Genomic DNA, 26,526 nt, shown 5'->3' with positions numbered 1-26,526 from the left:
CGATCTGGGTGTGCCTGATCTTCGCGTTCAGCAGTGGACACAACCGCGCCATTTACCACACATAATCAAGATCAATTTTTGATCATTTTTATTGCAACCCACTGAAAATGATCATAATATTTATTTCATTAGTTTAGATATGTGTCCTTAAAGGAGGGTAAATTGAACAGAGCAGTCGTGTTAGACGAGCAGCAAGCAAAAGCGATCAGGGAGTGGCTAAACGCTCATAACAAAAGCCTGATAGCTGACGTTACGTTAATGATGCAAGCCGCCGTATTGCGTGTGGGGGATGCCGTAGCTTTGCGCTTCGACGAAGTGATCAACGGAGAGATAGACATAGAAGAACAGAAGACTGGGAAGCGTAAAGCCCTCACCCTTCCGGCTCCAGTGGTGCAGATGATAGCTCGTCGCCGTGCTGAGTATCCGCATGATGTGCATGTGTTCAGGAGCCAGCGTAACCGATCAATGAACAAGCAAGCGCCTGTACGACGCGAAGAAGTGAGCAAGCAGATCGCAGAGGCCGCTAAAGCTATCGGTATTCATGGCACTGTATCGGCTCACAGTTTCCGTAAAGCTGGCGGGAATGCCATCTACAAGCGTTCAGCAAACAACATCGCTTTAGCTATGACCGTGCTCAATCATAGCAACATCACCGACACCAGGCGCTATCTGGATTTAGACAAGCAAGCCGTTAGCCGGATTATCAATGAAATGGATTTATGAGAATCGAACACTCAATTTGCAGACACTACAGTACCAAGCGTTTTGACCCCTCGTGACAGCAAACTGTTGCATGTGTCTTTTGATATTGCCTGTTTCATAACAATGAGGACAAAATGGAACTTCATCTCCAGCTTTCCAATAAACATTATCCTTGAAGATAAATGTCGATTTATCTTTCAGCTGATCTTCAAGCTGCTTATTTTTCTGTTCCGCGTCGAAAAGTAGAGTTTGTGTTGTTACCGCTTCAATCTTGGCGTTAGCAAGTTCGACCATTAGATTGGCTAACTCAAGTTTGAGCGTAGCCTTGTCCAGTTCATCACTGTTATTTGCCAGCTTCTGAGTGATGCTTACTGCTTTATCAAGAATCCCTATAGCTGCCACCGTGCTTGATAATACTCCTGCCATACTGACTAACCTCCTATTATTAAAAATTCATACGGAATAATCGCACTCTTTACTGGCAATGCTTGTCAAACCACTGGCGGACTTCATCAGTGCTGATGCTCTCATCATGTTTGGCCACAGCCCAAGAAGCAAAGTTACTCTGGTACTTATCGTAAAAACCGCCGACAGGGTATTCGATCCTTTTTTTCAAGAAAGCCGTTACAAATTTTTGCTCTGCTACTTCCTTCTGACGGTTTGAAAAATCCACAGAGTAGCGAGGCGCGTTAGCAATAAAATGGCAATAAACCGCGCTAAGTATGTCAGTATCATTTAGCATTGGGGAAGTCTGACAAGCCCAAACTTCTTGAATAGTGGATGTGTTGCCAGCAGTCGTCTTATAGAGAGTCGCCTCCTTCCCTTTGCTCCTGCAAAAGTCTCCAACCAGTGACATAACGATTTCTGCATTTTCTGAATCCCGATAACGAGCAGTCACTAACCACCCCAGGGCTTGATCGTAGCTCTCCGAGTAAGTCGGCACATCTAAGTGCTCTTGCCGCTGCGAGTACCCACTACAACCAACGCAAACGGCACAGAAGAACAGAGATAATCCCTTAATACGCATGATCCACCGACAATAGTTTGTTTTTCAAGCTATCTTAGCGGTCAGATTGTTCCTGGACAAGGGTAGTTAACTATCGGCGTTCTCGTATTGGCAGCGCTGATTATGGAAACAATCTCACATCCGCTAAAAAAGAATCATAGGCTAAAGGTTTGAAGTATCGCTTGCCACCCTACTGTTTGGAATATACCGAACAATTGTCTGTGCCATAATCCCATTAATGACCATCTGACTTAACTCAACCGTTGTGTCAGGAAGTTTCCAGGTTACTTTACTTGGATCAGAAAATTCAGGCTTTCCATACTTCTGAGTTAGTAATTGATTTAATGTGCCAAATTGACGTGCTGCGATGCCTTCATTTTTCTTCTCATTGCTGGCTACGTTCGTTTGGACAAGACGATCAGCGCTGTCGAACAAAAATGTCACTGTATAGAGACCGCTACCAATCGATACATTATCAATCCGCACTTTCCCAAAGTTATCCTTATATTTTTCTGGTGAGATGAGATGTGCACCATTGCCCTGAGCAGCAACAACTTCTGATGGATTCATGTCCCATTTAGTGTTTCCGTAACCAATACCTTTAGCGAACGAGAGCAGAGGTAAAGTTAGAATCACGAAAGCCATTAGTAATTTTTTCATTCCATCCCCACGAATTGAGTTTATTAATTATGAACCAGTTTACAATGATCCCATTGCTCAGTGCTTCTTGCGATGCGGTCACTAATTGCAAAGTTTCCCAGCGACGGATCATAGGCGTACACCTTGCTTTTATCATCTGCCATCATCAACTTACCGTTAGCTTTCAGCTTTGGTGAGAGCAGGTACGTACCATTTAAACGGTTAGCTTTGAAGCTATCGACATACAACGTTACCTCGGCACTACCCAACACACGTAAAGCACCGATTCTTCCATTCTGTATCGCTGCAATAGCATACTGACAGAGATACGTTTTAGCAGTTGAAGACGTATTTTTTCCGTCAACCTTAGCTGATGAGGAAGGGGAAGAGGATTTAGGGATTGAACTATGAAGAGAAGATGACGGGTAAGAGTATGAATAATTTTTATACGTAGATGAGGTGCCTGATCCAATCCGGCACGTTTTTCCAACCGCAATGCACGAATTACCGCATGGAATACCTTTCTTGCAGTTCTTAGCGTGTGCAGAGAATGACAACCCAGCCAATAGAAATGTACCAATGGTTATCCTAACCAACGAAGACCAGCCCATAAACCACCCTTCTTTTAAGATTTCCTCTACATGATACCATATTTAAATTAAGGGAATAGAAGCCATAAAGCCCCATTAGTGGTACAAGCAACAAGCGGAGCGTAGCGACTTCATCAGATTGTCAGAGGGATCACACCTTATCAGGGTGCTCGTGTACCGTAAGGAGCGTGAGCGAAGCGCTGGCAGAGCCTGCATATCGTGTGCAGGTACGTTTACCACTATTCACCTGTTTACGCAGCCACAAGGCCGCACATCGGGCTTAAAATGCGTATGATCAGTCTGTCGATGACATAACGATGCCTGGGTGGGCTTTTTCTTCACGTTTTACTGTCGCGGTGTGAGGATGCAACTGCCGCCAACGCTGAGTTATACTGTCATCTCACCATGTAACTTAGCGTGACAGTTACCAGGGGCGGATCACAATGGTAGAACCCATAGGCGACTAAAATAGGTAACTATTTAAGTTGCTGATAGAGAAGGCTTTCAAGGCTTCTCCACAAGGGGAGAGATCTGGAGCGGGCGAAGGGAATCGAACCCTCGTATAGAGCTTGGGAAGCTCTCGTTCTACCATTGAACTACGCCCGCTTTGAGGTGCGTATGGCATTATAGACCTTACGCACCTTCATACAAGCCTCTTCACAACTAAATGGCGATAAAATAATCACTTAGCACTTCGGTTTGCTACCAGGAGCCGGAAGATAACGCTGCGGATCGATGGCCGTCGCCTTATAGCGGATCTGGAAGTGCAACTTAACCGAATCCGTACCGGTGCTGCCCATGGTGGCAATCTTCTGCCCTGCTTTGACGTTCTGCCCGTTGTTAACCAGCATCGTGTCGTTGTGAGCATAGGCCGTGATGTAATCTTCACCATGCTTAATCATGATCAGATTACCGTAACCGCGCAGTTGGTTACCGACGTAAACCACCTTCCCTGCCCCGGAGGCATAAACCGGCGTACCGCGTGTAGCGGCAATATCAATACCCTTGTTGCCACCTTCAGAGAGTGAGTAAGGGGCGACCACTTTACCGCTGGCAGGCCAAATCCAGCAGCGCTGTCCAACCGGTGGCCATGACGATTGAGGCACCTGATAGGATGGCGTCACTTTGGCAGTTTTGCCCTTCGACGAGGATTTTTTACCAGAAGACGTTCCACCGCTAACCTTCAGTTGCTGACCCACCTCGATGGTGTATGGCGGAGAGAGATTATTTAACCGCGCCAGATCCTTCACGCTGGTCCCCGTTGCGCGCGAAATTCGATACAGGGTGTCCCCGCGCTTAACGGTATAGACCGAACCGGAATAGCTACCCATATCCGAAGATTTGCTCCCTGAACAACCTGCCAGCAATAGCGTTAGCATCAGGTAAATAATGGCGGTGATGGGATTTCTCGTCAGGCTTCCTGCAAACAAAACAGATCCTCGGTCAGCGTGAATGGCGCTCTATGATAACAGTCCGGATAGATATGGGTCAGCCCTTTTCCGCTCTGTGGGATAAACCGTTCGTATAAGAATGCCGTATAATGCCCCGGCTGATGGTGCTGAACCACTCGGCATTTTGGCACTGGAGCATGAATGAGTATTCAAGAACACGTTATTTTGGTAAATGACCAGGGAATGGTGATTGGCACTCAGGAAAAGTACGCCGCTCACACCTCGCATACCCCGCTGCATCTGGCTTTCTCCACCTGGCTGTTTAATGCCAAAGGCGAATGTCTGGTGACCCGACGCGCGTTAAGCAAAAAAGCCTGGCCGGGTGTCTGGACTAACTCCGTGTGCGGACATCCGCAATCGGGTGAAGAGACGGAGCAGGCTATAATCCGACGCTGCCGCTATGAGGTAGGCGCCGAAATTACCGATATCACCCCTGTCGCATCAGATTTTCGCTACCGCGAAATCGACCCTTCCGGGATAGTAGAAAACGAAATTTGCCCGGTATTTGCTGCCCGCATCACCAATAAAGTGACGATAAACGAAGGTGAAGTGATGGAGTATCAGTGGGTTGAACTGGACACGTTATTCAGCGCGCTGGACGCGACGCCCTGGGCGTTTAGCCCGTGGATGGTCATGGAAGCGACGACCGCCCGCGAAAAACTCAAAGCCTTCGCAGCACAATAAAAAAGCCCCTTTCGGGGCTTTTTTTACATCTTAACGCCTTATTTCACCGGTCGCATCGCCGGGAACAGGATTACGTCACGGATGGTGTGGCTGTTAGTGAACAGCATCACCATACGGTCGATACCAATACCCAGACCTGCAGTTGGTGGCAGGCCGTGCTCCAGCGCAGTCACATAGTCTTCGTCGTAGAACATCGCTTCGTCATCGCCTGCCGCTTTCGCGTCAACCTGATCCTGGAAGCGCTGAGCCTGATCTTCCGCATCGTTCAGCTCGCTAAAGCCGTTGCCGATTTCACGGCCACCGATGAAGAACTCGAAACGGTCAGTGATTTCCGGGTTCACGTCATTACGACGCGCCAGCGGAGAAACTTCTGCCGGGTATTCGGTGATGAAGGTCGGCTGAATCAGGTGCGCTTCGGCCACTTCTTCGAAGATCTCGGTCACGATACGGCCCAGACCCCAGCTCTTCTCAACCTTGATACCGATGCTTTCAGCGATCGCTTTCGCAGAGTCGAAGTTATCCAGATCGGCCATGTTGGTTTCCGGACGGTATTTCTTGATCGCTTCGCGCATAGTCAGTTTTTCAAACGGCTTGCCGAAGTCGAACACTTCTTCACCGTAAGGGACCTGCGTGGTGCCCAGAATATCCTGTGCCAGGGTACGGAACAGAGATTCTGTCAGCTCGATCAGATCTTTGTAATCCGCATACGCCATATAGAGTTCCATCATGGTGAACTCTGGGTTATGACGAACGGAGATACCTTCGTTACGGAAGTTACGGTTGATTTCAAACACGCGGTCGAACCCCCCCACCACCAGACGCTTCAGGTACAGTTCCGGCGCGATACGCAGGTACATGTCCAGGTCCAGGGCGTTGTGATGGGTGATGAACGGACGTGCAGACGCACCGCCAGGGATCACCTGCATCATTGGGGTTTCCACTTCCATAAAGTCGCGGTTAACCATGAACTGGCGGATACCGGCCATGATCCGGGAGCGAATTTTGAAGGTATTGCGGGATTCATCGTTAGAGATGAGATCCAGGTAACGCTGACGATAACGCGCTTCCTGATCCTGCAGGCCGTGGAATTTGTCCGGCAGCGGGCGCAGGGCTTTGGTCAGCAGACGCAGTTCGGTGCAGTGGATAGACAGTTCACCGGTCTTAGTTTTGAACAGTTTACCTTTCGCGCCCAGGATATCGCCCAGGTCCCATTTCTTGAACTGCTCGTTGTAGATGCCTTCTGGCAGATCGTCACGGGAAACGTACAACTGAATACGGCCGCCAACGTCCTGCAAGGTCACGAAAGAGGCTTTACCCATGATACGACGGGTCATCATACGGCCTGCCACTGACACTTCTACGTTCAGAGCTTCCAGCTCTTCGTTCTCTTTACCGTCGAAATCAGCGTGCAGTTGGTCTGAGGTATGGTCACGACGAAAATCGTTCGGGAACGGCACGCCCTGCTCACGCAGTGCTGCCAGCTTCTCGCGGCGGGTTTTCAGTTCGTTGTTAAGATCGACTACCGCGTCAGCGCCCTGTGCTTGTTGTTCAGACATGTTGGTTCCTCATAACCCTGCTTTCAAACTTGCTTCGATAAATTGGTCCAGGCTGCCATCCAGCACCGCCTGCGTGTTGCGGGTTTCAACCCCGGTACGCAAGTCTTTGATGCGGGAGTCATCGAGGACATAAGAACGGATCTGGCTGCCCCAACCGATGTCAGACTTGTTATCTTCCATCGCCTGTTTCTCAGCATTTTTCTTCTGCATTTCCAGTTCATAAAGCTTCGCTTTCATCTGCTTCATGGCCTGGTCTTTGTTTTTATGCTGGGAACGGTCATTCTGGCATTGCGTTACCAGCCCGGTTGGAATGTGGGTGATACGCACCGCAGATTCTGTACGGTTAACGTGCTGACCACCCGCGCCAGATGCGCGGTAAACGTCAATACGCAGGTCAGCCGGGTTAATTTCGATATCAATATCTTCGTCAACTTCCGGGTAAACGAATGCAGAACTAAAGGAGGTATGACGACGTCCACCGGAGTCGAACGGGCTCTTACGTACCAGGCGGTGAACGCCGGTTTCAGTACGCAACCAGCCGTAGGCGTAATCGCCAATAATTTTGATGGTCACGGATTTCAGACCCGCAACTTCACCTTCAGATTCTTCGATAATTTCGGTTTTGAAGCCGCGTGCTTCTGCCCAACGCAGATACATACGCGTCAGCATACTGGCCCAGTCCTGCGCTTCAGTACCGCCAGAACCGGCCTGAATATCGAGATAGCAGTCAGCGCTGTCATATTCGCCGGAGAACATGCGACGGAACTCAAGCTGCGCCAGCTTCTCTTCCAGAACGTCGAGTTCTGCCACGGCTTCGTTAAAGGTTTCTTCGTCGTCGGCTTCAACAGCCAGCTCCAGTAAACCGGAAACATCTTCCAGCCCCTGAGCCATTTGATCCAGCGTATCTACGATAGCTTCGAGAGAGGAACGCTCTTTACCCAGCGCCTGTGCGCGCTCAGGTTCGTTCCAGACGTCAGGCTGTTCCAGCTCGGCGTTTACTTCTTCAAGACGCTCTTTCTTGGCATCGTAGTCAAAGATACCCCCTAAGAACGTCAGAGCGCTCCGTGAGGTCCTGAATACGGTTTTTTACCGGATTAATTTCAAACATGGTCTGTTTTCTTTTATGGACTTGTCAAAATGCGGTGATAAGAGCGGGATTGTACCGAATCCACGCCCTTTTTTATAGAGATTACTGCCGCTAAATTGGCCAGATATTGTCGATGATGATCTGGAGGCTGCGGTTACCGCGAAACTCGTTGATGTCCAGTTTGTACGCCAGCTCAACCTCGCGCACGCCGTTGTCCGGCCATATCGCCGTGTCAACATTGAAGGCAATACCATCCAGCAACGGACCACCGCCCACGGGTTCAACCATCACTTTCAGATGGCGTTCGCCGACAATACGCTGTTGCAACAGACGGAAACGGCCGTCAAACAACGGCTCCGGGAACATCTGCCCCCATGGACCGGCATCGCGGAGCATTTGTGCCACATCCATCGTCATCTCAGCGGGGGCAAGCTCGCCATCAGATACTACTTCCCCTTGCAACAGGGCCGGGTCGATCCAGTCGGTCACCAGCTCGCCAAACAGACGCTGGAACTCATCGAATTTCGCCTCTTCCAGCGACAAGCCTGCCGCCATCGCGTGGCCACCAAACTTGATCATGAGATTCGGGTAAAGCGTATCAAGACGCTCCAGCGCATCGCGCATGTGCAGGCCCTGAATCGATCGACCAGAGCCTTTCAGCGTGCCGTCACCTGCCGGGGCAAACGCGATCACCGGACGGTGGAAACGCTCTTTAATGCGCGACGCCAGAATCCCGACCACCCCCTGATGCCACTCGGGGTGATACATCGCCAGACCGCCAGGCAGCGTATCGCCACTCCGTTCAAGTTTTTCGCACAAGGTCAGCGCTTCTGCCTGCATTCCCTGCTCAATCTCTTTACGGGTCTGGTTCAGAGCGTCCAGTTCATTGGCAAGGACACGCGCTTCACCAATATTGTCGCAAAGCAGCAGAGCGACACCAACGGACATATCGTCCAGCCTTCCGGCTGCGTTCAGACGCGGTCCGATGGCAAAGCCCAAATCACTGGCCGCCAGTTTGAGCGGGTCACGGTTGGCAATCTCCAGCAAGGCCTTAATTCCCGGACGGCATTTGCCCGCCCGAATGCGGCTTAAACCCTGCCAGGTCAAAATACGATTATTGGCATCAAGCGGCACCACGTCCGCGACTGTTCCCAGCGCCACCAGGTCAAGATACTCGGCGAGATTGGGTACGGCAATCCCGCGGGAGTCGAACCAGCCTTTATCACGCAACAGCGTACGCAGCGCCAGCATCAGATAAAACGCCACCCCCACACCCGCCAGTGATTTCGACGGAAAATCGCAGTCGCGCAGGTTTGGGTTGATGATCGCTTCCGCCGCAGGGAGTGTGTCACCCGGCAGGTGGTGATCGGTGACCAGTACCGAGATCCCAAGCTTATGGGCATGATCGACGCCCGCATGGGAGGAGATTCCATTGTCCACGGTCATGATCATCTGTGCGCCGCGGGCATGAGCCTGATCGACTACTTCCGGGCTGAGGCCGTAGCCGTCTTCAAACCGGTTCGGCACCAGATAGGTCACGTTATCGCAGCCCAGCGCGCGCAGGCTGAGTACACTTAATGCAGTGCTGGTTGCTCCGTCTGCATCGAAATCCCCCACCACCACGATTCGCGTTCCTTCCAGAAACGCGTTGTAGAGCATTTCCACGGCTTTTTCGATGCCATTCAGCTGTTGCCAGGGCAGCATCCCTTTCACGCTCCGCTCAAGATCTTCAGCGGTACGCACGCCACGGCTGGCGTAGAGCCGTTTCAGCAGTGGTGGAAGATCGTCTGGCAAATCAATCTGCTCGGCCACCTCGCGGCGGCGCAATTTTATTGGGGCTTTCACGCGGATTATTTACCACCAAACTGTTTCTGGTGCGCGTCGAGGAACTCTTTCATCTCTTTTGGTCCCTGGTAACCTGGAACAACATAGCCGTTGCTCAGGACAATCGCTGGCGTACCGCTCACGCCAAATTGCACGCCCAGTGCATAGTGGTTGGCAATGTCAATGTCGCAGGATGCAGGTGTAACAGCTTTACCGTTCATCGCATCATCAAACGCTTTGTTGCGGTCTTTTGCACACCAAATAGCTTTCATATCCTGCTCTGGCTGGCTCTGCACGCCTGCACGTGGGAAAGCCAGGTAACGCACGGTAATGCCCAGCGCGTTGTAGTCTTTCATCTCTTCATGCAGTTTGTGGCAGTAGCCACAGGTGATGTCTGTGAAGACGGTAATAACATGTTTTTCCTGCGCCGCTTTGTAGACAATCATCTCTTTTTCGAGCGCGTTCAGGTTTTTCATCAGCAGCTGGTTGGTGACGTTTACCGGCTGCGCGCCGCTCACATCGTACATTGGCCCCTGAATAATGTGTTTGCCGTCTTCGGTGACATACAGCACGCCGCTGCTCGTCAGCACCGTTTTCATGCCAGCAACCGGTGCTGGCTGAATATCGCTACCCGTGACGCCAAGCTTAGCCAGCGACTGTTTGATTGCGGCGTCATCCGCATGGGCGAAACCGGTAAATGAGGCTGCCAGCAGGGTGAACAGCGCAAAAGACTTTTTCATATTTGATCCTGTTACAATTCGTCGGCACTCACGCACGAGGGTGGTGCTGTTGGTGTAGCTGCCGCAGGCGTTCCGTCGCGACATGAGTATAAATTTGCGTCGTGGAAAGGTCGCTATGCCCCAGCAACATCTGCACCACGCGTAAATCAGCGCCGTGGTTTAACAGATGCGTCGCGAAAGCATGACGCAATACGTGCGGCGAAAGCTTTTCACTGTCGATACCCGCCAGTGTGGCGTAATGCTTGATGCGATGCCAGAACGTTTGCCGTGTCATCTGCTGCGCGCGCTGGCTCGGGAACAGAACATCGATAGAAGCACCATTGAGCAACCACGGACGGCCATGCTCAAGATACGTTTCCAGCCAGTAAACCGCCTCTTCTCCCAGCGGTACCAGCCTTTCCTTGTTTCCTTTACCGATTACACGAACCACACCCTGACGCAGGCTTATGTCGCTCATCGTCAGGCCAACCAGTTCAGAAACGCGCAAGCCGGTAGCATACAATAGCTCAAGCATGGCTTTATCGCGTAACTCCAGCGGCAGGTCAACTGCGGGTGACTGTAATAATCTCTCAACTTGTGCTTCGCTAAGATCTTTCGGCAGCCGCTGCGGAAGTTTCGGGGATGCCAGCAGCGCGCTGGGATCGTCTTCGCGGATCTTCTCACGGTAGAGATGCTGGAACAGCCGACGCATGGCGCTGAGCAAGCGCGCAGAGCTGGTCGCTTTGTATCCCCCTTCCACGCGTTCACCGAGCAGTGCCTGAAGGTCGTCGCTTTGCGCGCTCGCCAGCGAGAGCTGCCGACGGGCCAGCCACTCAACCAGCATGGTGAGATCGCGCCGGTACGCACTGAGCGTATTCTCAGCCAGGTTTTTCTCCAGCCACAGCGCGTCGAGAAACTGTTCGATCAGTGCGAGATCCTTTTCCACATCAGCCCCTTTGATTCTGCAGTCAGGCCATTATGCCTGATTGCTACAGGTTTCTGGTACACTACGCGCAAAGTCAAAGCAAGAATTGAGATAGTTACGCGATGAATATTGGTCTGTTCTATGGTTCCAGCACCTGCTACACCGAAATGGCGGCAGAGAAAATTCGCGACATCATTGGCCCGGAACTGGTGACGTTGCATAACCTGAAAGACGACGCGCTCACACTGATGGAGCAGTACGACGTGTTGATCCTCGGTATCCCAACCTGGGATTTCGGTGAGATACAGGAAGACTGGGAAGCTATCTGGGACCAGCTTGATACGCTCAACCTCAGCGGCAAAATTATCGCCATGTACGGCATGGGTGATCAATTAGGTTACGGAGAATGGTTCCTGGATGCACTCGGTATGCTGCACGATAAACTGGTACCGAAAGGCGTTACGTTTATCGGCTACTGGCCAACCGAAGGGTATGAGTTCACCAGTAAAAAGCCGATTATTGCCGATGGCGAGCTGTTTGTTGGACTCGCGCTGGATGAAACCAACCAGTACGATCTCAGCGATGATCGCCTGCAAACCTGGTGCGAGCAGATTCTGGGCGAAATGGCAGAACAGTTTAGCTAACGCACTTTACTCCTGCGTCGACTGTTGCAATAACATCCGGCGCAGGTCTCGCCACTCTGAAGCATCCATACTGTCAGCCGCCAACCACAGATGCTGACAACGCCCACCGTCCACATTGCGTAACCGTAACATCATGCCGGAGTTGAGCATCCAGGGCATCCCGAGAATATCCCACTCTTTACCCTGCCAGCGCAGGCGAGAATCCATCAGGAGTTTAATTTCTCCCTGACGGGCATTAATGCGACGCTGGCTGCGTACGCTGTCAAAAACGACAAATGACAGTAACAGCAGCCACAGAGGCGTATAGCTCAACGGCCATGGCATCAGTAATACAATGGCCGCAACCAGGCCGTGGAGCAATAAAGACATCCACTGAGAACGCCACGAGACGCGAAGATCAGATTGCCACAGGACCACGTTCCCGATTCCGTGTTTGAATTAATTGCACCATCCGTTGCAACTCGGTGTCGGCGGGTTTGCCGTGGTTCATCAGCCAGTTGAATAAATCTGGATCGTCAGACTCAAGCAGGCGAACAAACAGACGCTTATCATCATCGCTTAAGCTGTCATACTCATATTCGAAGAAAGGCATGATGGAAATATCAAGTTCACGCATGCCCCGACGGCATGCCCAGTGAATACGGGCCTTGTTGTTAATATCCATGTTCTGTTTCCTGCATTACGTTTGGCACAGTCGGTACCCCGTTCAGTGTTCTTGATTTCGCTACGGGGACACCAGCTAGTGTAACGTGTTTTTGACCGTTTCTTTACTGGAATCTTGCGATCTACAAGCAGGCTTCCAGAATAAACCCCACGAAGACAGCGGATTACACTATTTTGCGTGGCGTTACGCAGAACCGGTTTATGGCACAAATGGTCTGCTGAAAGCGCTTGCATTGCCAGCAGGCTCTTTTACCATTAGGCATTATCAAAGCGTTAAGCAATTCAGGATATCGTTATGGCATTTACACCATTTTCTCCTCGCCAGCCCGCCGCCTCTGCGCGTCTGCCGCTGACGCTTATTTCTCTTGATGACTGGGCGCTGGCAACACTCACCGGTGCCGATGCCGAAAAATACCTGCAGGGTCAGGTGACCGCCGATGTCAGCCAGATGACTGAACACCAGCACCTGCTGGCCGCACATTGCGACCCTAAAGGCAAAATGTGGAGCAACCTGCGTCTCTTCCGCCGTCAGGACGGCTTTGCCTTTATTGAGCGCCGTAGCCTGCAAGACGCCCAACTCAAAGAGCTGAAAAAGTACGCCGTCTTTTCCAAAGTCACGATTGCCCCGGACGACGCACATATCCTGCTGGGTGTGGCGGGTTTTCAGGCGCGTGCCGCGCTGAAAAATCTGTTCAGCGAATTGCCCGATGCAGAAAAACAGGTGGTCAGCGAAGGTGCTAGCTCTATCCTGTGGTTCGAACACCCGGAGGAGCGTTTCCTGTTAGTGACGGATGCCGCCACAGCAGAGCGCGTGACTGAGGCGCTACGCGGTGAGGCCCAGTTCAACAACAGTCAGCAGTGGTTGGCACTGAACATTGAAGCAGGTCTGCCGGTGATTGACGCAGCAAACAGCGCGCAGTTTATTCCTCAGGCAACCAACCTCCAGGCTCTGGGTGGTATCAGCTTTAAGAAAGGCTGTTACACCGGCCAGGAAATGGTGGCTCGTGCAAAATTCCGCGGGGCAAACAAACGTGCGCTGTGGACACTGGCAGGTCATGCCAGCCGTGTACCTGAAGCGGGTGAAGATTTAGAGCTGAAGATGGGTGATAACTGGCGCCGCACCGGCACCGTGTTAGCAGCCGTACAGCTGGAAGATGGCCGTCTTCTTGTTCAGGCCGTTATGAATAATGACATGGAAGCCAATAGCGTGTTTCGCGTGCGTGACGATGCCAATACATTAAGTATTGAGCCACTACCGTATTCGCTGGAAGAGTAATTCTGTATCGCCCGGTGGCGCTGCTCTTACCGGGCCTACAGATCCCGTAGGTCGGGTAAGGCGCAGCCGCCACCCGACAAAAACTACACCTGCCCCACGTACAAATAAATCGCCAGGAAGTGACACACGCTGCCGCCCAGTACAAAACCGTGCCAGATAGCGTGGTTGTAAGGGATACGCTTGCAAACGTAGAAAATCACGCCCAGCGAATAAACCACCCCGCCAACAGCCAGCAATGTTACCCCACCCGCAGCCAGTTTGATTGCCAACTGATAAACCACAATCAGCGACAGCCAGCCCATCGTCAGATAGGTCACCAGTGACAATATCTTAAACCGGTGGGCAATCGTCAGCTTAAACAGGATCCCCAGCAGTGCCAGGCTCCAGATAACAATCATCAGGCCGCGGGCGAGCGGTGAATCGAGCCCCACCAGCAGAAAAGGCGTATAGGTACCGGCAATAAGAAGATAGATGGCACAGTGGTCAAATTTCTTAAGCCACATCTTGGCCCGTTGATGCGGAATTGCGTGATACAGCGTAGAGGCCAGAAACAGCAGGATCATACTCCCGCCATACAGGCTATAGCTGGTAATGGCCATCGCGCTGGCATTGGTGTCTACCGCCTGCACCAGCAATAATACTAAACCGACAATCCCAAACACCAGGCCAATGCCGTGGCTGATGCTGTTGGCTATTTCCTCAGCCAGCGAATATCCCTGTGCGATTAATGGTCTGCTCGCCATACAAAACTCCGGGAAAACAAAAGATGATTATGCATCGCAAGACTATGCTAACTGAGAATGATTCCAGTGAACACCTGTTAGCTAAAATATTTTCATCATGATTTTTTGTATATAAAAATCATATACATAAATAATTTATTCACCTAACATTTGTTCACATAAAAATTTAATCATTATGAATCAATAGCATAAAATTGGATCCTGCAATCTGGCTGCATGTTATGATGGACGGATGAGGTCTGAATGAGAGTTTTGCCATTGTGACTATGTTCACCCACACCGCCATTGCCAGTCTCAATAATCTGGAGATGATGGTCTACAACTATGTCATTAAAAATCGTGACAAAGTCATGTACATGACCATCCGCGAGCTGGCGGACGCGGCTGGTGTCTCAACCACTACGATCCTGCGCTTTTGCCGCAAGCTCAACTGCGAAGGTTATTCTGAATTTCGCGTACGCTTCAAACTCTATCTGGAGCAAAACGAGCCCCAGCAGGCAAACTTCGGTACCAGCGAAATTATCAGCTTCTTTAAAAGCGTGAATAATGAAGAGTTCGATGCGTTATTAGATAACGCGGTAGATATTATTTTGTCTTCTGAGCGAATTATATTTGTCGGCGCGGGTACGTCAGGCTCTCTGGCAAAATATGGCGCACGTTTCTTTTCAAATATTGGTAAATTCAGCAACCATATCGACGATCCTTATTTCCCGGTCACCAATGATATGGCGAAAAATGCGCTGGCGATTGTGCTTTCTGTCTCCGGTGAGACTGAGGAGATCCTGCGTTTCGCCAGCCAGTTCAGCCTGCATCACTGCAAGGTGCTCTCCATTACCAGCCACGAACACTCGCGTCTGGCAAAGCTGGCAGACTTTAATCTCTCATGGCATGTCCCCCAGACGCGTATTGGGGGCGTTTATGATATCACCACGCAAATCCCCGTTATCTATATTCTGGAATCTCTCGGCCGCAAACTGGCGAAGAAATTGACAGAATAAAACACCCTGTTTTTTTGATGTGACAAATCACATTTCACACAAATTGTTATATCGTGACATTTAATTTCACTTTGCTAGACTCGAAATCAATAAGCCATATATTGAGAATAGTAATGATGAAAAAATTGACCTTACCAAAAGATTTTTTATGGGGTGGCGCAGTTGCCGCTCACCAGGTTGAAGGCGGCTGGAACAAAGGCGGTAAAGGGCCAAGCATCTGCGACGTATTGACCGGTGGCGCACACGGCGTTCCGCGCGAAATCACCCGGGAAGTGGTGCCGGGTAAATACTACCCAAACCATGAAGCGATTGATTTCCACGGTCACTACAAAGAAGACATCAAGCTGTTTGCGGAAATGGGCTTCAAGTGCTTCCGTACCTCTATCGCCTGGACCCACATCTTCCCGAAAGGGGATGAGACACAGCCAAACGAAGAAGGACTGAAGTTCTACGACGACATGTTCGACGAGCTGCTCAAATACAACATCGAGCCGGTCATCACCCTCTCCCACTTCGAAATGCCGCTGCATCTGGTTCAGGAGTATGGCAGCTGGACTAACCGTAAAGTGGTCGATTTCTTTGTGCGCTTCGCGGAAGTGGTATTTGAGCGCTACAAAAACAAGGTCAAATACTGGATGACCTTTAACGAAATCAACAACCAGCGCAACTGGCGCGCGCCGCTGTTCGGCTACTGCTGCTCTGGGGTGGTCTATACCGAGCACGACAACCCGGAAGAAACCATGTATCAGGTGCTGCACCACCAGTTCGTGGCCAGCGCTCTGGCGGTAAAAGCCGCCCGTCGTATTAACCCAGAGATGAAAGTCGGCTGCATGCTGGCGATGGTTGCACTCTATCCATTCTCCTGCAAACCAGAAGATGTGATGTTTGCTCAGGAATCCATGCGCGAGCGCTATGTCTTTACCGACGTCCAGCTGCGTGGTTACTACCCATCTTATGTGCTGAACGAGTGGGAACGCCGTGGTTTCTCCATCAAAATGGAAGCGGGTGACGAAGAGATCCTGCGTGAAGGAACCTGTGACTATTTAGGTTTCAGCTATTACATGACCAACGCCGTGAAAGCAGAAGGCGGCACCGGTGATGCCATTTCCGGCTTTGAGGGCAGCGTACCGAACCCACATGTGAAAGCGTCTGACTGGGGCTGGCAGATTGATCCGGTTGGCCTGCGCTATTCCCTGTGTGAGCTGTACGAGCGTTATCAGAAACCGCTGTTTATCGTAGAAAACGGTTTTGGCGCATACGACAAAGTAGAAGAAGACGGCAGCATCAACGATGACTATCGCATCGACTATCTGCGTGCTCATGTGGAAGAAATGATGAAGGCGGTCACGCACGATGGTGTGGATCTTATGGGGTATACCCCGTGGGGCTGCATCGACTGCGTGTCGTTCACCACCGGCCAGTACAGCAAGCGCTACGGCTTTATCTATGTGAACAAACACGACGACGGTACTGGCGACATGTCGCGTTCCCGTAAGAAAAGCTTCGAGTGGTATAAAGGCGTGATTGCCAGCAACGGCGAGGCGCTGTAATTTTTTCCGGGTGGCATGACGCAACCCGGCATTTATTTTCCGCCAGCCAGCTCTATAAAACTGCCCGTGACGTACGACGCCTTCTCGCTCAGCAGCCAGACAATCGCCTGCGCCACCTCTTCCGGCTGGCCGCCGCGCTGCATCGGCAGCAACGATTTCACGCGATCCACGCGCCCCGGTTCCCCGCCTGAGGCGTGGATATCGGTATAGATCAGTCCCGGTCGCACGCAGTTTACGCGAATGCCCTGCGCCGCTACCTCGAGCGCTAACCCGGTTGTCAGCGAATCCACCGCCCCCTTGGACGCGGCATAATCCACATATTCTCCCGGCGCGCCCAGGCGCGACGCCGCGGAAGAGACATTCACGATCGCCCCACCCTTGCCGCCATGTTTGAAGGACATGCGCTTCACCGCTTCCCGGCAGCAGAGGAAGTAGCCCGTGACGTTGGTCGCCAGGACGCGGTTAATGCGCTCAGCGGAGAGATTCTCGATAGTGGATTGCTCAAACAGAATCCCCGCATTATTGACCAGCGCACAAAGCGGCTCACCTTCACGATCGAGGCTGTCGAACATCGCCATCACCTGGGCTTCATCGCTGATATCTGCGCGGACGGCAAAGGCTTTACCGCCCGCTTCAACGATCTGCCTGATGACGTCCGTCGCGGCTTTAATGTTGTGATGATAATTCACCGCTACGGTATAGCCTTCGCATGCCAGCTGCAGCGCGGTGGCTTTCCCGATGCCGCGGCTGGCGCCTGTTACAAGTGCAATGCCCATACGCTTCTCCCAATAAAAAAGCCGGGTGGCGGCTACGCCTTACCCGGCCTGGGTTACTACACCAACGCGATTACTGGTATTCGCTCATCGGCACGCAGGAGCAGAACAGGTTACGGTCGCCGTAGACGTCATCAAGACGCTTCACGGTCGGCCAGTATTTGTTAGCCACACCTGCCGGGAAGACCGCCAGTTCGCGGGAATAACCGTGGTTCCACTCTGCCACCATCTCATGCTGGGTGTGCGGTGCGTTAACCAGCGGGTTATCTTCCAGAGTCCACTCGCCGTCCAGCACGCGATCGATCTCCATGCGGATCGCCAGCATCGCATCAATAAAGCGGTCCAGCTCGGCTTTGCTTTCGGACTCCGTTGGCTCCACCATCAGCGTACCCGCTACCGGGAACGACATAGTCGGGGCGTGGAATCCGTAGTCGATCAGACGCTTGGCGATATCCAGTTCGCTGATGCCGCTCTGCTCTTTCAGTGGACGAATATCCAGAATGCACTCGTGCGCCACGCGACCATCACGGCCGGTATAGAGCACCGGGAAAGCAGACTTCAGGCGAGTCGCAATATAGTTGGCGTTCAGGATCGCCACCTGGCTTGCCTGCTTCAGCCCTTCTGCACCCATCATGCGGATGTACATCCAGCTGATTGGCAGAATAGAGGCGCTACCAAACGGTGCCGCAGAGACCGCACCCTGACGGGTGAGCATCCCCTCGATTTGCACTACGCTGTGACCCGGAACAAACGGTGCCAGGTGCGCTTTTACGCCAATTGGCCCCATACCCGGGCCGCCACCGCCGTGCGGAATGCAGAAAGTTTTATGCAGGTTCAGGTGCGACACATCCGCGCCGATAAAGCCCGGAGAGGTAATACCGACCTGGGCGTTCATGTTCGCGCCGTCGAGGTAAACCTGGCCGCCAAACTGATGCACCACTTCGCACACTTCACGGATTGTCTCTTCGTACACGCCGTGAGTCGACGGGTAGGTCACCATGATGCAGGAGAGCTTGTCGCCAGCCTGTTCGGCTTTTGCACGCAGGTCGGCGAGGTCAATGTTACCGTTCTTATCGCAAGCCACCACCACCACTTCCATGCCCGCCATCTGGGCAGAGGCCGGGTTGGTACCGTGTGCGGAGCTTGGGATCAGGCAGATATCACGATGCCCTTCGTTACGGCTTTCGTGATAATGACGAATCGCCAGCAGACCAGCATATTCACCCTGCGCACCGGAGTTTGGCTGCATACAGAGCGCGTCATACCCCGTCAGCTTCACCAGCCAGTCGGAAAGCTGATTGATCATCAGGTGATAACCTTCCGCCTGCTCAGGTGGGCAGAACGGGTGCAGTTCAGAGAACTCAGGCCAGGTGATAGGGATCATCTCAGCAGCGGCGTTCAACTTCATGGTGCAAGAACCCAGAGGGATCATCGCCTGATTCAGCGCCAGATCTTTGCGCTCCAGAGAGTGCATATAGCGCATCATCTCGGTTTCGCTGTGATAGCGATTGAAGACCGGATGCGTCAGGATCGCATCATCACGCAGCATGCTTTGCTGGATAGAACGGCTGTCGAGGGCAACCTCTTTATCGAGCGTATCAATGTCCAGGCCGTGTGCATCACCCAGCAACACGTTAAACAGGTTCAGGATATCGTCGCGGGTGGTGCTTTCATCCAGCGTAATGCCGACCGCGTTGTGAATATCGCTGCGCAGGTTGATCTCCGCGGCATCCGCACGCGCCAGTACTGCTGCTTTGTCTGCCACTTCAACACACAGCGTGTCAAAGTAATGGGCATGACGCAGCTTGAGGCCTTTCTGTTGCAGGCCGCAGGCCAGAATATCCGCCAGGCGGTGAATACGGCTGGCAATACGTTTCAGGCCAACCGGACCGTGGAAGACCGCGTACAGGCTGGCGATGTTGGCCAGCAGAACCTGCGAGGTACAAATGTTGGAGTTCGCTTTCTCGCGGCGGATATGCTGCTCACGAGTCTGCATCGCCATGCGCAGCGCAGTGTTACCGGCAGCGTCTTTTGAGACCCCGATAATACGGCCCGGCATGGAGCGTTTGAATTCATCTTTTGCAGCGAAGAACGCCGCGTGTGGGCCACCGTAGCCCATCGGCACACCGAAGCGCTGTGCAGAGCCGAAGACAATATCCGCGCCCTGTTTGCCCGGCGCAGTCAGCAATACCAGCGCCATAAAATCAGCGGCGACGCTGACCACTACCTTGCGGGATTTTAGCTCGGCAATCAGTGCGCTGTAGTCGTGAACTTCACCGGTGGTGCCTACCTGCTGCAGCAGCACGCCGAAGACGTCCTGATGATCCAGCACTTTGTCTGCATCGTCGACAATCACGTCAAAACCGAAGGTTTCCGCACGGGTGCGAACAACGTCCAGGGTTTGCGGATGAACATCGGCGGCCACGAAGAAGCGGTTCGCATTTTTCAGCTTGCTTACGCGTTTGGCCATTGCCATGGCTTCTGCCGCGGCAGTCGCTTCATCCAGCAGAGACGCGGAAGCGATATCGAGGCCAGTCAGATCCAGCGTTACCTGCTGGAAATTCAGCAGCGCTTCCAGACGACCCTGAGACACTTCTGGCTGATAAGGTGTATAAGCGGTGTACCAGCCTGGATTTTCCAGCATATTGCGCAGGATAACCGGCGGTAACTGCACGTTGGTGTAGCCCATGCCAATGTAAGACTTGTAGCGCTTGTTCAGGCCGGCAATGGCCTTCAGCTCCGCCAGTGCGGCGAACTCCGTAGTGGCTTCCCCCACCTGAGGCGGCGTGGCAAGCTGGATATCTTTTGGCACAATCTGGCCGATCAGTGCGTTTAATGAATCCGCGCCAACTGTCTTCAGCATCTCCTGCTGTTGCTGAGCATCCGGCCCAATGTGACGTTCAATGAAGGCGCCACGGTTTTCAAGCTGGCTTAAAGTCTGTGTCATGAGCGATGGTTCCTGAAACGTGCAGTGAATTTAAGTTCCCTCTCCCACAGGGAGAGGGTTAGGGTGAGGAGAAGATGAGCACCCTCACCCCTGCCCTCTCCCGAAGGGAGAGGGGGATTAACAATTACTCGTCTTCTAGCAGTGCTTCGTACGCGGTCGCATCCAGCAGTGCAGCAACTTCCGCTTCGTCGCTGGCTTTGATCTTAAAGATCCAGCCTTCGCCGTAAGGCTCGCTGTTGACCAGCTCCGGGGAGTCGCTCAGCGCGTCGTTGACGGCAACGATTTCGCCGCTCACAGGGGCGTAGATGTCAGATGCCGCTTTTACGGACTCCGCCACAGCGCAGTCATCGCCTGCGCCTACGGTCGTGCCCACTTCTGGCAAATCAACAAACACCATGTCGCCCAGCAGCTCTTGTGCGTGCTCGGTGATCCCTACGGTGTAAGTGCCGTCTGCCTCTTTGCGCAGCCATTCGTGTTCTTTGCTGTATTTCAGTTCTGCTGGCACATTGCTCATTGAATTTCTCCTGATAAAAATGATTAGGCGACCGGCTTACCGGCGCGAACAAAAATCGGTTTGGTCACGTTGACCGGCATTTCACGGTTGCGGATTTGTACTACCGCCGTTTCGCCAATGCCTGCAGGCACGCGTGCCAGTGCAATACTGTAGCCCAGCGTCGGGGAGAAGGTACCGCTGGTGATCACGCCTTCACGAGGATTGCCATCAGCATCGGTAAAACGCACCGGCAGTTCACCACGCAGTACGCCTTTCTCGGTCATCACCAGACCCACCAGTTGTTCAGTGCCCTTCTCACGCTGAACTTCCAGTGCTTCACGGCCAATAAATTCACGGTCAGCAGGTTCCCACGCGATGGTCCAGCCCATATTGGCCGCCAGCGGAGAGACACCTTCATCCATCTCCTGACCGTAGAGGTTCATACCCGCTTCCAGACGCAGCGTATCGCGCGCGCCCAGACCCGCAGGCTTCACACCGGCTTCCACCAGCGCACGCCAGAAATCTGCGGCTTTCTCATTTGGCATCGCAATTTCGTAACCCGCTTCACCGGTATAGCCAGTGGTAGCGATAAACAAATCACCTGCCTGCACGCCGAAGAACGGCTTCATGCCTTCAGTCGCTTTACGCTGCTCGTCGCTGAACAGAGATGCGGCTTTCGCCTGGGCGTTTGGGCCCTGTACGGCAATCAACGACAGATCGTCACGAACGGTGATGTCGATGGCATAAGGTTCAGCGTGTTGGGTAATCCAGGAGAGGTCTTTTTCGCGGGTAGCGGAGTTAACAACGAGGCGGAAGAAATCTTCTGTGAAGTAATAGACGATGAGGTCGTCAATCACGCCGCCGGAGGCATTTAGCATGCCGGTATAGAGCGCTTTACCCGGCGTCTTGAGTTTGGCGACGTCGTTTGCCAGCAGATAACGCAAAAACTCCCGGGTGCGGCTACCGCGCAGATCGACAATCGTCATGTGGGACACGTCGAACATACCGGCATCGGTGCGCACCGCGTGGTGCTCATCAATCTGCGAGCCGTAGTGCAGCGGCATCATCCAGCCATGGAAGTCCACCATGCGGGCGCCGCATAACACGTGTTGTTCGTACAAAGGAGTCTGTTGAGCCATCTTGTCCTCGTTGAAAAATTCACCGTGAAACCCGGTATCAGCCTCGTTTTCAGGGGCCGACGCAAACGTTCTCTTTTACCTGAACTTACCACCGAAACCGGCGATTAACCATAAGGTAAAATGGGTCATCACATTAGCTTATGACCAAAAAACGCTGAAAAGCCTACAGAGTTATTCACTGGAAAAATGCGATTAACCCCGCACAAAATTAACAATGATCTAACAGGATTTAGCACATGGTGATATTTCCTGCGGAAATATGGGCCAAATTTCCGTAACATAAAATCAGCCAGATTAGATTATCTAATGCGAAAAATGAGGTGAAATTAGAATATTTCAAACGAGGGAATTTCCCCGGCACAGAGGCCGGGAAAATAAAATGTGACGGGGTTCTAAATTAGCGTAGCCAGTCCGGTAGGTCGTTAAGACCCATCGCCTGACGAAGAAGTTGAGGTTTAACGCCGGGAAGCGTATCAGCTAGCTTGAGGCCGATGTCGCGTAGCAGTTTTTTCGCCGGATTGGCACCGGCAAACAACTCACGGAAACCCTGCATGCCCGCCAGCATCATTGCCGCGCTGTGCTTGCGGCTACGCTCATAGCGACGCAGATACAGATGCTGACCAATGTCTTTCCCTTCACGATGCAGACGACGCAGTTCTTCAACCAGCTCTGCCGCATCCATAAAGCCAAGGTTAACGCCCTGCCCGGCCAGCGGATGAATTGTGTGTGCCGCATCCCCCATCAGCGCCAGACGGTGCGCCGCAAACTGACGCGCGTAGCGTCCGGTTAACGGAAACACCAAACGCTCGCTCTCAAGCGTGCATAACCCAAGACGGTTATCAAACGCCATACACAGTGCCTGGTTGAACGCATCGGGCGTGGCCTCCTGCATCAGCTGCGCTTTTTCTGGCACCAGGGACCAGACAATCGAGCACAGATGCGGATCGCTTAACGGCAGGAAGGCCAGAATGCCGTCATTGTGGAAGATCTGACGAGCGACACCGCCGTGCGGCTCTTCAGTGCGGATTGTCGCCACCAGAGCATGATGACGATAATCCCAGAACGTCAGCGGAATATCGGCTTTATTACGCAGCCAGGAGTTCGCACCATCAGCGCCAACGACCAGACGTGCAGTCAACATGTCGCCGCTTTGCAGGGTAATAAACGCCTCGTTTTCACCCCACGCGACCTGCTGGATTTGTGCAGGTGCCATCAGGGTAACATCGTTACATGACTGCACTTTTTGCCACAGCGCATGATGGATAACGGCATTCTCGATGATGTGACCGAGATGGCTATAGCCCATACTTTCGTCATCAAAAGCGATATGACCAAAGCTGTCTTTATCCCATACTTCCATGCCGTGATAGCAACTGACACGCTGCGCCACGATATCTGACCAGACACCAAGGCGCGTCAGCAGCTTTTCGCTGGCCGCATTAATTGCCGAGACGCGGAGTTCCGGCGGCGCATCCTGTGCGACACGCTGGGGCTGCTTTTGCTCCAGCACGGCCACGCGCAGGCCGCTGCCCTGTAAACCACAGGCCAGCGCCAGTCCAACCATTCCGCCGCCAACGATGGCGACATCAACATTTTGCACGGTGATAACTCCTTAACGCGCGACCCAACCCAGGGTCCGCTGCGCCAGCACGTCACGTGCCGGAATGAATAATTCCATCGCCATCAGCCCGAGGTTACGGCCCGCAACCAGCGGTGCCCAGCGATTGGCAAAAAGATGAACCAGGCCATCAGTGACACCAATCGTCGCCTCTTTATCCGCCTGACGTCGCTTCTGGTAATGGCTTAGCACTGAGTACGCACCGCAATCTTTTTGCTCACCCCACGCTTGCGAAAGGGTTTCTGCAAGGCTCATGACATCACGTAACCCGAGGTTAAAGCCCTGACCCGCAATCGGATGCAGCGTCTGCGCGGCATTACCCACTAGCACGACACGATGCGAGATGGATTGAGACGCTGTCGTCAGCGACAACGGATATACCGTCCGCTTGCCTGCATGAGCGATCCGCCCCAGCCGCCAGCCAAAGGCTTTTTGCAACTCAGTGCAAAAACGTTCGTCGGACCAGGACTGAATCTCTTCAGACTTACTCTGGGGATGGCACCACACCAGCGAGCAGCGTCCGTTCGACATCGGCAGCATCGCCAGCGGACCATGCTGTGTAAAACGTTCAAACGCCCTGCCGCTGTGCGCTCCGGCCGTGGAGACATTCGCGATGACCGCCACCTGCCCATAAGCCTGCTGACGCCACTCGATACCACACTGGGTGCCGAGCGAAGATCGAGAACCATCTGCGGCAACCAGAAGCTGGCCTTCAAGAACAGTGCCATTTTCCAGCGTCACGCTGACCGCTCCTTCAGTGCGACTAAAACTGGCCAAACGCGCCGGACAATGCAGCGTGACGCCTGGTGCATCCTGGAGCTGACGGAACAGACGTAATCCGACGTCGTGCAGCTCAACGACCTGCCCCAGGGCATCAATACGATAATCCTGCGCATCCAGCGTGACAAAACCCGCATGACCGCGATCGCTAACGTGAACGGTGTTGATCGCCGTCGCACAGTCGGCAATTGCCTGCCAGATACCAATTCGTGACAGTTGCTGACATGTCCCCTGCGCCAGCGCAATGGCGCGGGCATCAAAACCGGGGTGGTCTGAAGCCTCTGGAGCAACGGCTTCCACCAGATGCACCGGGAGTTTCCCCTGTGTCATGTGCGAAATAGCGAGTGCCAGCGTGGCCCCCGTCATTCCGCCGCCAACAATAATCACGCTCATTTGTGTGCCGCTGCCATCAGCGCCTCGATATCGTCAGCATTTTTGACCACGCTGGCCGTCAGGTTCTCGTTGCCGCTTTCGGTAATGACGATATCGTCTTCAATGCGGATGCCAATCCCGCGGTACTCTTCAGGCACGTCGGCATCCGGCGCGATATACAGACCCGGCTCCACGGTTAATACCATGCCCGGCTCCAGCACGCGCGAACGCTCTGCGCCATACGCCCCCACATCATGCACATCCAGCCCCAACCAGTGGCTCAGGCCGTGCATAAAATACGGTCGATGTGCATTTTCAGCAATCAGAGTGTCTACGTCCCCTTTCAGAATACCGAGCTTAACCAGGCCGGTAATCATGATGCGCACAACTTCGCCGGTCACTTCCTGGATGGAGGTCCCGGGGCGATACAACCTGAGCGCCGTTTCAAGCGATTCCAGGACGATGTCGTAAATCGCGCGCTGCGCCGGTGAGAATTTACCGTTCACCGGGAAGGTACGGGTGATGTCCCCCGCGTAGCCCTGATATTCGCAACCGGCGTCAATCAGCACCAGATCGCCGTCGCGCAGCGCGCTTTCGTTTTCGGTGTAATGCAGAATGCAGCCGTTTTCTCCGCCGCCAACGATGGTGTTGTAAGAGGGATAACGCGCGCCGTGGCGGTTAAATTCGTGGTGAATTTCGCCTTCCAGCTGGTATTCGAACATTCCGGGACGGCATTTCTCCATCGCTCGGGTGTGCGCCAGCGCGCTGATTTCACCTGCCCGACGCATCAAATTCAGTTCTTCTTCGGACTTGAACAGGCGCATCTCATGCACGACCGGACGCCAGTCTGTGAGCGTGGCGGGGGCGGACAGGTTCTGCCGCGAGCCTTTGCGCAGCTTATCCAGGGCAGTAAAGACTATTTCATCGGCATACGCGTATTCGCCCTGGGCGTGGTAAAGCACATCCAGACCATTCAACAACTGATAGAGCTGCTGATTAATTTCGCTAAACGCCAGCGCACGGTCAACGCCCAGCTTCGCCGGCGCGGCCTCCTGGCCTAAGCGGCGGCCAAACCAGATTTCGGCCGTCAGATCGCGTACGCGGTTGAAAATCACGCTGTGGTTGTGGGTGTCATTGCTTTTAATCAGCACCAGTACCGCTTCCGGCTCGTTAAAGCCGGTGAAATACCAGAAATCGCTGCTCTGGCGATAGGGATATTCGCTGTCGGCGCTGCGCGTCACTTTGGGCGCGGCAAAAATCAGCGCAGCGCTTCCCGGCTGCATTTTGGCGAGCAGCGCCTGGCGGCGGTGCGAATACTCTTGACTTGAGATAACCATGACACCCTCC

Annotated in this window: 26 protein-coding genes and 1 tRNA gene; 6 read left to right on the top strand and 21 right to left on the bottom strand. The window is 53.1% G+C overall.

Features of this window, described 5'->3' with window-relative positions; translation table 11 throughout:
- Positions 1–162 precede the first annotated feature (162 nt).
- Positions 163–723: a tyrosine-type recombinase/integrase gene (locus tag AC0XWG_RS11385; RefSeq protein WP_045148753.1), complete on the top strand. Its 561-nt coding sequence runs from the start codon at positions 163–165 to the stop codon at positions 721–723.
- On the opposite strand, the gene AC0XWG_RS11380 is transcribed toward AC0XWG_RS11385, so the two are convergent.
- The 6 genes from AC0XWG_RS11380 to actS form a co-directional block, all read right to left on the bottom strand.
- Entirely contained in the window at positions 718–1,128 is a 411-nt protein-coding gene (locus tag AC0XWG_RS11380) for a hypothetical protein (RefSeq protein ID WP_114506849.1), read from the bottom strand. The genes AC0XWG_RS11385 and AC0XWG_RS11380 overlap by 6 nt on opposite strands.
- A gap of 49 nt (positions 1,129–1,177) precedes the next feature.
- Positions 1,178–1,600, bottom strand: coding sequence for a hypothetical protein (locus tag AC0XWG_RS11375; RefSeq protein ID WP_475680588.1), 423 nt, complete (start codon positions 1,598–1,600; stop codon positions 1,178–1,180).
- Between the two features lie 270 nt (positions 1,601–1,870).
- Positions 1,871–2,368, bottom strand: coding sequence for a hypothetical protein (locus AC0XWG_RS11370; RefSeq protein WP_114506851.1), 498 nt, complete (start codon positions 2,366–2,368; stop codon positions 1,871–1,873).
- Between the two features lie 23 nt (positions 2,369–2,391).
- On the bottom strand, positions 2,392–2,958 hold the full coding sequence (locus AC0XWG_RS11365) for a hypothetical protein (protein ID WP_114506852.1): 567 nt from the start codon (positions 2,956–2,958) through the stop codon (positions 2,392–2,394).
- A 511-nt stretch (positions 2,959–3,469) separates the two neighbouring features.
- Positions 3,470–3,543 (bottom strand) — tRNA-Gly (locus tag AC0XWG_RS11360).
- 80 nt (positions 3,544–3,623) lie between these two features.
- A complete protein-coding gene (gene actS / locus AC0XWG_RS11355; RefSeq protein WP_108090410.1) occupies positions 3,624–4,367 on the bottom strand; it encodes an amidase activator ActS in 744 nt (247 codons plus the stop codon).
- A 162-nt stretch (positions 4,368–4,529) separates the two neighbouring features.
- Between actS and idi the strand changes: the two genes are divergently transcribed.
- Positions 4,530–5,072, top strand: a complete 543-nt coding sequence (gene idi / locus AC0XWG_RS11350; RefSeq protein ID WP_128347292.1) for an isopentenyl-diphosphate Delta-isomerase — start codon at positions 4,530–4,532, stop codon at positions 5,070–5,072.
- Between the two features lie 38 nt (positions 5,073–5,110).
- On the opposite strand, the gene lysS is transcribed toward idi, so the two are convergent.
- The 5 genes from lysS to xerD form a co-directional block, all read right to left on the bottom strand.
- Positions 5,111–6,628, bottom strand: a complete 1,518-nt coding sequence (gene lysS / locus AC0XWG_RS11345) for a lysine--tRNA ligase (protein WP_028016946.1) — start codon at positions 6,626–6,628, stop codon at positions 5,111–5,113.
- Between the two features lie 9 nt (positions 6,629–6,637).
- Positions 6,638–7,736 (bottom strand): peptide chain release factor 2 gene (prfB, locus tag AC0XWG_RS11340; RefSeq protein ID WP_096151315.1). Its coding sequence is split into 2 segments (ribosomal slippage): positions 6,638–7,660 and positions 7,662–7,736, totalling 1,098 coding nucleotides; the frame shifts between segments, so codons are not numbered across the junction.
- A 90-nt stretch (positions 7,737–7,826) separates the two neighbouring features.
- Complete coding sequence (gene recJ, locus AC0XWG_RS11335; protein WP_475680587.1) at positions 7,827–9,560, bottom strand: single-stranded-DNA-specific exonuclease RecJ; 1,734 nt, start codon at positions 9,558–9,560, stop codon at positions 7,827–7,829.
- Positions 9,561–9,565: 5 nt separating this feature from the next.
- Positions 9,566–10,279 (bottom strand): bifunctional protein-disulfide isomerase/oxidoreductase DsbC, encoded by a 714-nt coding sequence (gene dsbC / locus AC0XWG_RS11330; RefSeq protein ID WP_028016948.1) that lies wholly within the window; start codon positions 10,277–10,279, stop codon positions 9,566–9,568.
- Between the two features lie 28 nt (positions 10,280–10,307).
- Entirely contained in the window at positions 10,308–11,204 is an 897-nt protein-coding gene (xerD, locus tag AC0XWG_RS11325) for a site-specific tyrosine recombinase XerD (protein WP_024906583.1), read from the bottom strand.
- A gap of 101 nt (positions 11,205–11,305) precedes the next feature.
- On the opposite strand from xerD, the gene fldB reads away from it, so the two are divergent.
- Positions 11,306–11,827, top strand: coding sequence for a flavodoxin FldB (fldB, locus tag AC0XWG_RS11320; RefSeq protein ID WP_028016950.1), 522 nt, complete (start codon positions 11,306–11,308; stop codon positions 11,825–11,827).
- A 6-nt stretch (positions 11,828–11,833) separates the two neighbouring features.
- Here fldB and AC0XWG_RS11315 read toward each other — a convergent pair whose 3' ends face one another.
- Together AC0XWG_RS11315 and sdhE are read right to left on the bottom strand one after the other, a co-directional pair.
- Positions 11,834–12,244, bottom strand: a complete 411-nt coding sequence (locus tag AC0XWG_RS11315) for a protein YgfX (RefSeq protein WP_028016951.1) — start codon at positions 12,242–12,244, stop codon at positions 11,834–11,836.
- Entirely contained in the window at positions 12,225–12,491 is a 267-nt protein-coding gene (gene sdhE, locus AC0XWG_RS11310; protein WP_010435322.1) for an FAD assembly factor SdhE, read from the bottom strand. Before sdhE ends, AC0XWG_RS11315 begins: the two co-directional genes overlap by 20 nt.
- Positions 12,492–12,785: 294 nt before the next feature.
- Here sdhE and ygfZ point away from each other — a divergent pair, with 294 nt between their 5' ends.
- Positions 12,786–13,766, top strand: coding sequence for a tRNA-modifying protein YgfZ (gene ygfZ / locus AC0XWG_RS11305; protein WP_108090415.1), 981 nt, complete (start codon positions 12,786–12,788; stop codon positions 13,764–13,766).
- Positions 13,767–13,849: 83 nt separating this feature from the next.
- Here ygfZ and trhA read toward each other — a convergent pair whose 3' ends face one another.
- On the bottom strand, positions 13,850–14,509 hold the full coding sequence (gene trhA, locus AC0XWG_RS11300; protein ID WP_028016953.1) for a PAQR family membrane homeostasis protein TrhA: 660 nt from the start codon (positions 14,507–14,509) through the stop codon (positions 13,850–13,852).
- Between the two features lie 266 nt (positions 14,510–14,775).
- On the opposite strand from trhA, the gene AC0XWG_RS11295 reads away from it, so the two are divergent.
- Entirely contained in the window at positions 14,776–15,507 is a 732-nt protein-coding gene (locus tag AC0XWG_RS11295; protein ID WP_028016954.1) for a MurR/RpiR family transcriptional regulator, read from the top strand.
- A gap of 116 nt (positions 15,508–15,623) precedes the next feature.
- Positions 15,624–17,057, top strand: coding sequence for a 6-phospho-beta-glucosidase BglA (bglA, locus tag AC0XWG_RS11290; protein WP_475680776.1), 1,434 nt, complete (start codon positions 15,624–15,626; stop codon positions 17,055–17,057).
- Between the two features lie 32 nt (positions 17,058–17,089).
- On the opposite strand, the gene AC0XWG_RS11285 is transcribed toward bglA, so the two are convergent.
- The 7 genes from AC0XWG_RS11285 to pepP all read right to left on the bottom strand — a co-directional run bounded on the left by AC0XWG_RS11285 (position 17,090) and on the right by pepP (position 26,510).
- Positions 17,090–17,833 (bottom strand): SDR family oxidoreductase, encoded by a 744-nt coding sequence (locus AC0XWG_RS11285; protein WP_108090417.1) that lies wholly within the window; start codon positions 17,831–17,833, stop codon positions 17,090–17,092.
- A gap of 70 nt (positions 17,834–17,903) precedes the next feature.
- Positions 17,904–20,777, bottom strand: coding sequence for an aminomethyl-transferring glycine dehydrogenase (gcvP, locus tag AC0XWG_RS11280; protein ID WP_028016957.1), 2,874 nt, complete (start codon positions 20,775–20,777; stop codon positions 17,904–17,906).
- A gap of 124 nt (positions 20,778–20,901) precedes the next feature.
- Positions 20,902–21,291 carry a glycine cleavage system protein GcvH gene (gene gcvH, locus AC0XWG_RS11275; protein ID WP_049004940.1) on the bottom strand — a complete coding sequence of 130 codons (390 nt, stop codon included), beginning with the start codon at positions 21,289–21,291 and terminating at the stop codon, positions 20,902–20,904.
- A 23-nt stretch (positions 21,292–21,314) separates the two neighbouring features.
- On the bottom strand, positions 21,315–22,409 hold the full coding sequence (gene gcvT / locus AC0XWG_RS11270) for a glycine cleavage system aminomethyltransferase GcvT (protein WP_128347289.1): 1,095 nt from the start codon (positions 22,407–22,409) through the stop codon (positions 21,315–21,317).
- A 397-nt stretch (positions 22,410–22,806) separates the two neighbouring features.
- Positions 22,807–24,009 (bottom strand): FAD-dependent 2-octaprenylphenol hydroxylase, encoded by a 1,203-nt coding sequence (ubiI, locus tag AC0XWG_RS11265; RefSeq protein ID WP_475680586.1) that lies wholly within the window; start codon positions 24,007–24,009, stop codon positions 22,807–22,809.
- Positions 24,010–24,021: 12 nt separating this feature from the next.
- Positions 24,022–25,200 (bottom strand): 2-octaprenyl-6-methoxyphenyl hydroxylase, encoded by a 1,179-nt coding sequence (gene ubiH / locus AC0XWG_RS11260; protein ID WP_475680585.1) that lies wholly within the window; start codon positions 25,198–25,200, stop codon positions 24,022–24,024.
- Entirely contained in the window at positions 25,197–26,510 is a 1,314-nt protein-coding gene (gene pepP, locus AC0XWG_RS11255; protein WP_475680775.1) for a Xaa-Pro aminopeptidase, read from the bottom strand. Before pepP ends, ubiH begins: the two co-directional genes overlap by 4 nt.
- Positions 26,511–26,526: the final 16 nt, after the last annotated feature.

The organism is Enterobacter sp. DVT3837 (assembly GCF_056238685.1).
The sequence above is the reverse complement of the archived record's forward strand: the minus strand, read 5'-3'. Positions and strand labels throughout refer to the sequence as shown.